The 11,261-nt window shown below is 71.8% G+C and carries 7 protein-coding genes; 1 reads left to right on the top strand and 6 read right to left on the bottom strand.

All coding sequences use genetic code 11. The features are described from left to right. The 6 genes from FHS22_RS19270 to FHS22_RS19245 form a co-directional block, all read right to left on the bottom strand. Positions 1-1,884: ABC transporter ATP-binding protein (locus FHS22_RS19270; RefSeq protein ID WP_184943555.1), on the bottom strand; the 1,884-nt coding region annotated here is incomplete at its 3' end. Between the two features lie 46 nt (positions 1,885-1,930). Beyond that, positions 1,931-5,002, bottom strand: a complete 3,072-nt coding sequence (locus FHS22_RS19265) for an AfsR/SARP family transcriptional regulator (protein WP_184943554.1) — start codon at positions 5,000-5,002, stop codon at positions 1,931-1,933. A gap of 66 nt (positions 5,003-5,068) precedes the next feature. Beyond that, a complete protein-coding gene (locus FHS22_RS19260) occupies positions 5,069-6,547 on the bottom strand; it encodes a glycoside hydrolase family 3 protein (protein WP_184943552.1) in 1,479 nt (492 codons plus the stop codon). A 98-nt stretch (positions 6,548-6,645) separates the two neighbouring features. After that, positions 6,646-7,539, bottom strand: a complete 894-nt coding sequence (locus FHS22_RS19255; protein WP_184943550.1) for a carbohydrate ABC transporter permease — start codon at positions 7,537-7,539, stop codon at positions 6,646-6,648. Next, a complete protein-coding gene (locus FHS22_RS19250; RefSeq protein ID WP_184943548.1) occupies positions 7,536-8,549 on the bottom strand; it encodes a carbohydrate ABC transporter permease in 1,014 nt (337 codons plus the stop codon). Before FHS22_RS19250 ends, FHS22_RS19255 begins: the two co-directional genes overlap by 4 nt. A gap of 2 nt (positions 8,550-8,551) precedes the next feature. Then, complete coding sequence (locus FHS22_RS19245) at positions 8,552-9,886, bottom strand: extracellular solute-binding protein (RefSeq protein ID WP_184943546.1); 1,335 nt, start codon at positions 9,884-9,886, stop codon at positions 8,552-8,554. A gap of 207 nt (positions 9,887-10,093) precedes the next feature. Between FHS22_RS19245 and FHS22_RS19240 the strand changes: the two genes are divergently transcribed. Further along, a complete protein-coding gene (locus FHS22_RS19240; protein ID WP_184943544.1) occupies positions 10,094-11,254 on the top strand; it encodes an ROK family transcriptional regulator in 1,161 nt (386 codons plus the stop codon). Positions 11,255-11,261: the final 7 nt, after the last annotated feature.

The following is an 11,261-nucleotide window of genomic DNA, read 5'->3' as shown; positions in this document are numbered from 1 at the left end:
GAGGCTGTATCCCTCGGCCTCCGGATGGAGGCTGTATCCCTCGGCCTCCGGATGGAGGCTGTATCCCTCGGCCTCCGGATGGAGGCTGTATCCCTCGGCCTCCGGATGGAGGCTGTATCCCTCTGCCTGGAGGGTGAACAACCGGGCGTAGTGGCCGTCCCGCTCCATGAGTTCGGCGTGGCGGCCCCGCTCGGCGACGCGGCCGTCGGACAGGACGACGATCCGGTCGGCGTCGCGGACCGCCCCGAGACGGTGGGAGACCAGCAGGCTGGTCCTGCCCCTCCGGCGCTCGCGCAGGGTCGTGTGGATCCGGTACTCGGCCTCGGCGTCGAGTCCCGAGCTCGGTTCGTCGAGGATGAGCAGGTCCTGCCGGTCGCGCAGGAGCGCGCGGGCCAGCGCCAGCCGCTGCCACTGCCCGCCGGAGAGCGGTACGCCCGCGAGGTCCTCCTCCCCGGGAGAGCCGAACATGCGGCTCAGCACGGTGTCGTAACCCTGGGGCAGCTCGCGGATCATGTCGTGGGCTCCCGCCGTCCGGGCCGCCGCGGTCACGCGTTCCCGGTCGTGCATCGCGTCGAGGTCCCCGATGCCGATGTTCTCCCCGGCGGAGAGGTCGTACTCCATGAAGTCCTGGAAGACCGCCCCGATCCGGGCGCGGAGCGTGTCCGGGGCCAGTTCGCGGATGTCCACACCGTCCCAGAGGATCTTTCCGCGATCGGGGTCGTAGAACCGGCACAGGAGCTTGACCAGGGTGCTCTTCCCCTCGCCGTTGCGGCCGACGACGGCCACCGCCTCGCCGTGGGGGATGAGGAGGTCGACGCCGCGCAGCACCCATGGGTGCTCGGGGGAGTAGCGGAACCACACGTCGCACAGCTCGATGCCCGACCGCAGCTCCGGCGCCGGAAGGCCCAGGGAGGGCAGGTCGGGTTCCGCGGTCACCACGTCGACGTAGTGGCCGAAGAGCAGCAGGGAGCGCTGGACGGTGGAGTAGTCGGCGATGATCTGCGCCAGGGAGGCCTGGACCGCGGCTGCGGCGGCCAGGAACAGGGAGAGGTCCCCGATGGTGAGCCGGCCGTCCCGGGCCGCGCCGATCGCCCACACCAGGCCGCCCGCGGCCGTGAGCGCGGACAGCGCCGTCAGGCAGCTCTGCGTCCACAGCTCGCGGCGGTCCCGTTCCCGCTCGGCGGCGTCGGCGGAGGACCGCTCACCGATCATGCGGTCCAGCAGGAATCCGCCGACGCCGAAGAGCCGCACCTCTTTCGCCGCCCGCACGTCGGTCAGCAGCTGCGAGTAGAAGATGTCGCGGCGGACGGCCGGGCTGATCCGCCACATCATCCCGGCACGGGAACGGTTGAGCGCCCGCTCGGCGGCGACGGCGGGAACGACGGCGAGCAGGACCAGAACCGTCAGGAACACGTTGATCATGATCATCGCGCTCAGGAACCCGGCGGTGAGGAGAAGGCCGCGCGCCATGCCGGTGGCGCTCAGCACGAGTGAGCCGGTGGCCATCTGGCTGGCCTCCTGCGCGAGCCGCAGCCTGTCGTGGAAGCGGGGCTCCTCGAATCGGCCCAGACCGGTGAAGCGGTTGACCGCCTCGTGCAGGCGTCTGCGGGACAGGAGCCCGACGCGTCGTTCGGCCTCCGCGTTCAGGTACCGGGTGGCCTGGGCGCACACGGCTCCGAGCAGGCCCGCCCCCGCGAGGCCCGCAGCGCATCCGAGGAGCCACGGCCACGGCCGTCCGGCCGTCACGCCGTCGAGCACCAGTTTGGTGAGCCACGCGCCCGCGACCGGCGCGGCGGCCAGCAGGACGGTCGCGCTCACCTGACCGGCGACGACTCTGGGGGCCGCCTGCCATACGAGCGCGGCGGCGGCGGTGAGGTTGGGCATCGACGGTTCTTCCTGTGCGGTGGCGGCGCCGGCCGGGGCGCGTGGCTCACGATGATGCACACGACCGCTTCACGTCCGCCATACAGGACCGGCGGCTGCGGGTCAGGCCGAGGGCGTCCCCCACCTCGGCGAAGACGGATCCGGCCTGGTCGGGGCGCGCGGCGGCGAGGAGCGCGTAGCCCTCGAGCCGCCGGAAGCCGTTGCGGCGGGTGACGGCCAGCGCGTGCTCCGCGTGGCGCGCGGCGGCGGCGTCATCGCCGAGCGACCGCAGGGAGACGGCCAGCTCGATGTGCGCCTGCGCCGTCTCGTAGCGGAAATGGCCGGTCAGGGCCAGCGAGAGGGCCTGTTCGTGAAGCCGGGCGGCCCTCCTGGGGGCACCCGCCCGTACGGTGGTCCCCAGGGTGCTGGTCGCCGACGCCTCGGTCCTGGTGTCGCCGATGGCACGGGCGAGGTCGCGAGCGCGCACGGCCAGGTCGTGAGCGGGGCCGTGCGCGTCCACGTCGTGGTGGACGGCGGCCAGGGACGAGAGCGTGTCCGCCGTGCCGTACTCGTTCTTCAGGATGCCGAACAGTTCCAGAGCGCGGTCCAGCCGGGTGGCGGCGAGGTCGGGTTCGCCCATGTGGTGCGCGACCAGGCCGAGGTTTCCCAGGGCGATGGCCTCGCCCATGGTCGAGCGCCTCTCGCGCTCCCAGCGGAGCGCCTCGCCGAGCTGCTCCGCCGCGTGCCGGAGGTTGCCGAGATGGATGTTGGCCAGTCCGAGGTTGCCGAGGTTGCTGATCACCCCGCGGTGCACGCCTGCTCTCCGATGGACCTCGATGGCGCGCAGGCAGTACTCGGATGCCAGGGAGGGTTCGCCCCGGGCGAGGTGGAACGTGCCCAGCCGGCCCAGAGTGGCGGCCTCGTGCTCGGTCCAGCCGGCGGTCTGGGAGAGTTCGAGCGCCGCCGTGTTGTGGCCGAGCGCCTCCGTGTGCCGTTCGAGGAGCAGGCAGACCTCCGCGAGACTGCCCCGCATGGCGGCCTGGGCGGTCGGGTCGGCGGCCGACTCGGCCGCCGCGAGGGCGCTCTCCACGTGCCGCAGCCAGTCCGACGAGTGCCGCCGCAGGTACCAGTAGCCGCGGAGCGCGTCGACCAGCAGCCATTTGGCCGGTCCTGCGAGCCGGTCGGCGAGGGAGAGAAGGTTGTGCCGTTCGCTCTCCAGCCAGCGGAGGGCCGCGACCTCGTCGCCGAAGGACGGCGGCGGCGAGAGATCGGCCGGCAGGAAGATCATTTGCGGGCAGACCAGCTCCGACGCCGCCCGCGCGTGCCGCAGGTACCACCGTGTCAGCCGGTGGTGCGCCCGCCGGCGGGCGGACGCGTCGTCCTCCTCGCCGAACCGCTCCAGCGCGTACGCCCGGAGCAGGTCGTGCAGGCCGAACCGGCCGTCGGCGTCACCGGTGACGAGGTGGGCGCGGGAGAGGACGTCCAGCGAGGCAGCGACGGCGTCGAGCGGCGCGTCGAGTACGGCCGCGGCCGTCTCGGCGGTGAAGTCGGCGCCGGGCATCACGCTCAGCGCGCGGAACAGGCGTCTGGTCTCGTAGGGCAGCCGCCGGTAGGAGAGGTCGAACGCCGAGCGGATGGCCCGGCGCCGCCCGATGCCGCCGTCGAGCAGGTCCAGGGGGTCTGCGTCGTCCAGTCTCTTCAGGTAGGCGGCGGTGTCGAGCCGGGGGTCGCCGGCGATCTGGGTCGCGGCGAGCCGGAGCGCGAGCGGGAGATGGTCGCAGAACCGCGCGAGCCGTTCGCACTCCGCGCCGGTGATCCTCCTGAGGAGCTCACCGGCCTCCTCGCCGGACATGACGTCGACGCCGATCCGCCGTACCCCGTCGAGGGCGGCCAGGCAGTCGAGCCGGTCCCGGCTCGTGATCAGCGTGCACGACGGGACGGGAGGGATCAGGGGCCGCACCTGGTCCCCGTCGAAGGCGTTGTCCAGCAGCACCAGGACGCGCTTGCCGGAGAGCAGGCTCCGGTAGAGCGAGGCCGCCTCGTCGGTGGTGAGGGGAATCTGCTCGGGCGGGACGCCCAGGGAGCGGAGGAACCGGGACAGGGCCTCGATGGGGTGCATGGGCCTGGCGGACGGGGTGAACCCGCGCAGGTCGACATAGAGCTGACCGTCGGGGAAGCGCGCGGCGGCGGAGTTGGCCCAGTGGACGGCGAGGGCGGTCTTGCCGACACCGCCGGTTCCCGTGAGCGCGCAGGAGACGGAGCCGCCGCCCTCGGTGCGGAAGAGGTCGTCGAGGACGCGCAGATAGCCGGACCGGCCGACGAAGTCGCCCACCCCGGCGGGGAGCTGGTGCGGGCGCGGCACCGCGGCGAGGGCGGGGGAGACGGGGCCGGGGGGACGGAGCAGCCCGGGGTCCTCCCGGAGGATCCGGCCGTGCAGCTCGCGGAGTTCCCGGTTCGGGGCGACGCCGAGCTCCTCCTTGAGGACTTCGCGAGCGCTCTGGTAGGAGTCCACGGCCTCCGCCGTCCGCCCGCAGCGGTGGAGCGCCAGCATGAGCAGCGCCCACGCCTTCTCCCGCAGGGGGTTCCTGCCGGTGAACTCGATGAGGCCCGCGACCAGATCATCGTGCTGCCCCAGCGCCAGCCGGGCCCTGGCCAGGTCCTCGTAGGCCGACAGCCGCGCCTCCTCCAGCGCCGCCCGCTCGGGCCAGAGCCACTGCGGCAGGGGGAGGCCGTCGACGAGGTCGCCCCGCCACAGGGCGAGTGCGCCGGCCAGGTGGTGGGCGGCCTCCGCGGAGCGGCCCGCGGCCAGCGCCCGCTGCCCGCTGCCCGCCAGCGCCCGGAACCGGGCGGCGTCGTAGCCGTCCTCGTCCACGGTGAGCAGATATCCGTCCGCGGCCAGGGCGATGCCCCCGCCGAGGAGCTTGCGGAGCTCCGACACGTAGGACTGCAGGTTCGCCCTGGCGGAGGGCGGCCTGTCCTCCTCCCAGAGGGTCTCAAGGAGCTCGTCGGCGGAGACGGCGGTGTTGGCCCGCAGCAGGAGGACCGCGAGCAGCGTGCGCGTCTTGCGCCGCTTCGGGACGAGGAGCTGCCCTGAAGCGGCGCGTATCTCAAGCGGGCCGAGTACACGGAATTCGACCATGAGGGTGTCTCCCGGAGAATCTTCCAGGGTGCGGCGACCTCAGAGACTCGAGGAGGGCGCCGGGCCTCAGGGGGCGGACGGCTCCGGGGCCCGGAGGTTCAGGAGCTCGGCGGCGGCCTGGGCGTTGGCGCGGGCGGCGCCGTACGTGGCGAGGTAGGTGGTGCCGGCGGGCCGCCAGATCGGCAGGCCCATCTCCACCACGGTGGCGTCCGGGCGGGTGGCGAGCAGCGCGGAGACGACCGTCCGGCTGGCCTCGTAGCGGTGCGCGTCCTTGACGACGACCACCAGGGACCGTCCTTCGGCGCGCGCCAGGAGGCCGGACACGTCGGCGGACTCCGGCTTCACCCGGACGATCTCCGCCCGGGAGAGCCACGGGGCGAAGCCCCACGGCACGTCGCCCACCGCGATGGTCGGCGGGGTGTCCACCTCGACCACCAGCGGGTCGACCAGCGGGGAGGCCGAGCCGGTCAGGCTGACCGCGCGGCGGGCCGCGGTGAGCCCGATCACGTTCTCGCCGGCCGCCACCTGACGGGGCTCGCCGAACCAGGTGCGCAGGCGGGCCACGCGCTCGGCGGCCTCCTCCAGGCGGGAGACGGGCAGGCGGCCGTCCCGGACGGCGGCGACGATCCCGGCGATGATCCGGCGGACGTCGTCCTCGGTGGGCAGCGGCCCGAGGCAGAGCAGGTCGGTCCCGGCCGCCAGGGAGAGCACCGCGCCGCCGGCCAGGCCGTAGGCGTCGGTGATCGCCTTCATGTCGAGGGCGTCGGAGACGACGACGCCGTCGTAGCCCAGCTCACCCCGGAGCAGGCCGGTCAGGGCGGCGGGCGAGAGCGTCGCGGGCAGGTCGCCGGTGAGCGCCGGAACCCGGACGTGCGCGGTCATGATGGATTTCGTCCCGGCCTCGATGGCGGCGCGGAAGGGCACCAGCTCGCGCTCGTGCAGCAGTTCCAGGGAGGCGTCGACGAGGGGGACCTCCAGGTGGGAGTCCTGCCGGGTGGCCCCGTGGCCGGGGAAGTGCTTGACGCAGGCGGCCACGCCCGCCGACTGCAGGCCGTGCACGGCGGCGACGGTGTGCCGGGCGACGAGCGCGGCGTCGGAGCCGAACGCGCGGGTGCCGATCACCGGGTTGTCGTCGGCGGTGTTGACGTCGGCGTCCGGTGCCATGTCCAGGTTGACGCCGCAGCGGGCCAGGTCGTCGCCGATGGAGCGGTAGACGCTCCGGGTCAGCTCCACGTCGTCCACGGCGCCGAGGGCGGCGTTGCCCGGGTAGGGGCTGCCCACGTGGTAGGCGAGCCGGGTGACGTCGCCGCCCTCCTCGTCCAGCGAGACGACCGGGTCGCCGGCCGCGCGCAGGCGCGAGGTCAGCGCGGAGAGCTGATCGGGATCGGCGACGTTGAAGCCGAAGAGGGTGACGCCGCCGAGGCCGTTGTCCAGTTCCCGGAGGACCCAGTCGGGAGCGGTGGTCCCCTGGAAGGCGACGAGCAGCGTGCCGGCCGCGAGGCGGTACAGCCCCTGCTCGCTGGGGCCCGTGATGAACTCGGACATGGCGGTGGAGAGCTCCTTACATCAGGAGGGAATCGGACGGGGGCAGGGCCGGTACGGCTCGCGCCTTGTGGGTGCGAGCCGTACCGGCACCAGGGGGATCAGCCCTTGACGGCGCCCGCGACGAGGCCGGAGACCATCCGCCGCTGCACCAGGAGGAAGAAGACGATCACCGGGATGGTCATCAGGGTGGAGGCGGCCATGATCGCGCCCCAGTCCACCGACCGCTGGCTCACGAAGAACCTCAGCGCCACCGGCATGGTGTAGCTGCCCTGGTCGTTGATCAGGGTCAGCGCGAACACGAACTCGTTCCAGGCGGTGATGAACGAGAAGATGCTGGTCGCCACGAGGCCGGGGGCCACCAGCGGGAACAGCACCCGCCAGAAGGTGGTGAACCGGCTCGCGCCGTCGATCCAGGCCGCCTCCTCCAGCGACCTGGGCACCGCCGCGACGAAGGTGCGCAGCATCCAGATGGCGAACGGCAGCGTCAGCGCGACGTTCACCACGATGAGTCCGAGGAGCTGGTCGTAGAGCCCGGCCCTGCGGACCATCAGGAAGAGCGGGATGAGCAGCGCCTCGGCCGGGACCATCTGCACGATGAGCAGCAGGATCAGGAACGAGGTACGGCCCCGGAAGCGGAACCTGGCCACCGCCGTCGCGCCGAGCAGCGCGAAGACGGCGCCGATGAGCACCGTGCCGAGCGCCACGATCGCGCTGTTCATCAGGAACTTCCAGATGGAGTGCCCGGCGACGCCCTGGGTGAAGACCCGCTCGACGTGCTCGAAGGTCGGATCGGTCGGGAACGGGATGAAATCGGTGGTGAAGATCTGCTCGCTGCTCTTGAACGCCGTGGTCACCATCCAGTAGACGGGGAACACCGCGAACAGGAACACCGCGACGGCCGCGGCGTTGAGGCCGAACCTGCGCAGCTGCTTGCGCTTCTTGGCCTGCTGGTGCCCCCGGGCGGCCTTCCGGGATATTCCGACGGCGGTCATCGCACATCCTCCGTCTTCACGATCTGGCGGACGTAGACGGCGGTGATGACGAGCAGGATCAGCGTCAGCACCACCGCGATGGCCGCACCCATGCCCATCTTGGGCGGTGCGCTGAACGCCTGGGTGAAGGAGAACAGCGACAGGTTGAAGGCCTCGCGGTTGGAGGTCCCGCCGGCCAGGACGAACAGCTGGGTGAAGACCTTGAAGTTCCAGATGGTGGAGAGCACGATCAGCACCGAGAAGACCGGCTTCAGCAGCGGGACGGTGATCTTCCAGAAGGTCCGCCACGCGGAGGCCCCGTCAACCCGGGCCGCCTCGTAGAGCTCGGCGGAGATGCTCTTGAGCCCGGCGAGGATCGAGACCGCGATGAACGGGAAGCCCGCCCACACCACGACGAGGATGAGCACCAGGTAGATGGTGAAGGGGTCGTTGAGCCAGGGCTCGCCGGTCCAGTCGGCACGGCCGAACAGCAGCTCGGAGAACCAGTCGGGCAGGGCGTTGAGGGCCCAGTTGATGATGCCGGACTCGGCGTCGAACATCCAGCGCCAGATGATCGCACTGGCGATCGCCGGTGTGGCCCAGGCGGCCATGATGCCGACGATGAGGAAGGTGGACATCTTCCCGCTGAGGTTGTGCAGCAGGATCCCGACCACGGTGCCGAGGATCAGGGTGAGCGCCACCGTGACGACGGCGAAGACGACGGTGTTGCGGAGGGAGGTCCAGAAGAGCTCCGACTCCAGCAGCTTCTCGTAGTTCTCCAGCCCCACCGACTCGGCGGGAACGCCCCGGATCTGCCGCAGTCCCACGTTCTGGAAGGACATGGCGACCATCTGGTACAGCGGGTAGAGCAGGAGACCGCCGATGACCACCAGGCCGGGCAGGAGCAGCACGTAGGGGACCACCCAGGCGGGCAGCCCGCTGGGCTTGCGCGGGGGTGCACTGCCTCGGCGCCCCCGCGCCGGGGCGGGGGAGGAGCCCCCGCCCCGGGCGATGGTTGAGGTGTCGGCCATTTCTACTGGTTCAGGATCTCTTCGAGTTCCTTGTTGGCGTCGGCCAGCGCGGTGTCGACGTCCTTCTTGCCCTCGATGACCGAGCGGGCCGCGTTCTGCAGGACCGCCTTGGTGTCGTTGGCCTCGGCCCAGTTGGTGTCGTTCGGGAAGCCCTTGGCGACCTTGAAGGTCTCGGCGAACGGCGCCTGGACCGGGTCGGTGGCGTACTCGCCCAGCGCCTTCGGGTACAGCGGCAGCAGGCCGCCGTCCTTGGCGTAGCGGGTGCCGAACTCCTCGCCCGCGGCGAGCTTGATGTACTCGGCGGCCAGCTCGGGCTGCTTGGCGTCCTTCCAGATGGCGATGTCGTTACCGCCCTGGAAGGCGGGCGCCGGGCCGCTGCCGTCCTTGGCCGGGAGCGAGAAGAAGGCCATCTGCTCGTCGCCGACCTTGCCGCCGCTCTGCTCCTTGATGGTGGTGATGTCCCAGCCACCGGTCACGTACATGCCGACCTTGCTGTTGGCGAAGCGGGTCGCGATGTCCACCGAGTTCTGGGTCAGGGCGGACTTGCGCGAGACGCCGTGCTTGACGACGAGGTCGGTGTAGTACTGGAAGCCCTCCTTGAAGCCGGGCTCGGTCAGCTTGCCGACCCACTTGCCGCCCTCGAAGGCGGCGAAGTCGCCGCCGGCGGACCAGACGAACGGGGAGAGCGACATGTTGGCGTCGGAGCCGCCGTTGAAGGCGAAGCCGTCGACGTCCTTGCCCTTCTCGGCGACGATCTTCTTGCCGGCCGCGACGAGGTCGTCCCAGTTCTTGGGGACCTCGATGCCCAGCTCCTTGAACCAGTCCTTGCGGTAGAGGACGGCGCGGGTGCCGCCGCCCCACGGGGCGGCGTAGATCTTGCCGTCCACCGTCTCGTAGCCCCACAGGTTCTGCGGGATCTGCTGGAAGTCGGCGTGGCCCTTGACGAGGTCGGTGATGTCGGTGAGGGCGTCCTGCGCGACCCAGGCGGCCACCTGGTCGTTGCCGAACTCGGTGACGTCCGGGCCCTCGCCGCCGGCGAGGGCGGCGGTCCACTTGGCCTGCGCGTCCGGCCACGGGACCCACTGGAGGTTGACCTCGGCGCCGGTGGTCTCCTTGAACTTCGCGTTCAGGTCGGCCATGAGCGCGTTCTGCTTCTCGTCCGGCGCGCCCAGACGCCACACGGTCAGCTTCTGACCGGCGAACTTCTGACCGCCGGAGGCGGCGGAGGCGTCACCCTTCGGCGCGGTCTCCGTGGCCGGCTCGCTGGAGCATGCGGCGAGGCCCAGGGCCAGTGCGGCGGTGGCGGCCGTCGCGGTGGCGATTTTCGCGAACTTCACTTGGGTTCTCCCTTCCCGGCTTTCGACGGGGTAGCGCTCATCTGTATCGGCTAGGGCCCCCCGCGACCCTCTGCACTCACTAGGAGCGGTCGGCGCTGCGGCATCCCGCGGCGACGATCACTTGCCTGCGGGCTGCCTGCCGCTAAACTAACAAGAAACTTTCTTAAAAGAAACGATCGTTAGCGGATCGTGACGGGGGAGGCCGCCTTGCCCAGACGCCCGGGGACACCCAGGTTGTTGCGCCAGCTCAACGACCGTTCGGCGCTGGAACTCCTGCTCTCCGGCGGCCCGCTCACCCGGGCCGAACTGGGAGAGCACACGGGTCTGTCCAAGGTCACCGCGGGCCAGCTGCTCTCCCGGCTGGAGGAGCGCGACCTCGTCGCGGTGGTCGGCGAGCAGGCGGGCGGGCGCGGCCCGAACGCCGCGCTCTACGGCGTGGTGCCCTCGTGCGCGTACGCGGCCGGGCTGGACGTGCTGCCGGACCGGATCAGCGCGGGAATCGCCGACATCACCGGCGCGCTCGTCGCCGAGGTCTCGGTCGACCCCAGCGACCACGAGGACCCGGTGCGGCTGGTGTGCGGCGCGGTCGAGAAGGCCTGCGCGGCGGCGGGCGTCGAGTTCTCCCGGCTGCGCGCCTTCGTGATCGGGACCAGGGGCGTCGTCGACCCCCGGACCGGCGACATGCGCTTCTCCCTCGACCTGCCCTCCTGGCACGGGGACGTGCTCGCCGAGCTCCGCCGGGACCTCGCCATCCCGGTGACGATCGAGAACGATGTGAACCTGGCCGCGCTGGCCGAGCGCTCGCACGGCGCCGCCGCGGGAGTGGACGACTTCGTGCTGGTCTGGGCCGGGATCGGCCAGGGCCTCGGGGTCATGCTCGACGGCCGGCTGCACCGCGGCTTCACCGGGGGCGCGGGCGAGATCGGCTGGCTCCCGGTCCCCGGAGAGCCGCTCCCGACCGATGTGAGCGAGCCCCAGTCGGGTTCCTTCCAGCGCCTGGTCGGCGGGGACGCGGTCACCGGGCTGGCGGGCGCGCACGGCGTGGGCGGCCGGTCCGCGGGCGAGTGCGTCCGTACGGCCGTCGCCGCCGGAGCGGAGGGCTTCCTCGACGAGCTCGCCGGACGGCTGGCGGTCGGCGTGGCGGCGGTGGCCGTGGTGCTGGACCCCGGGCTGATCGTGCTCAGCGGCGACGTCGGCCGGGCCGGTGGAGCGGTGCTCGCGGCCAGGGTCGAGGAGGCGGTGGCGAGGGTCTGCCCGAGCCAGCCGAGGGTCGTGGTGACCGAGGTGGAGGGCAATCCGGTGCTCCGGGGTGCCCTGGAGTCCGCTCTGGAGCAGGCCCGGGAACAGGTTTTCTCCGACACAGTGTGACAATTGA

The sequence above is a fragment of the Thiemannella venezuelensis genome, from assembly GCF_014203605.1.
Lineage (GTDB): Bacteria > Actinomycetota > Actinomycetes > Streptosporangiales > Streptosporangiaceae > Planomonospora_A > Planomonospora_A venezuelensis.
Note: the sequence above shows the minus strand (reverse complement) of the source record. Positions and strands in the feature narration are given on the sequence as shown.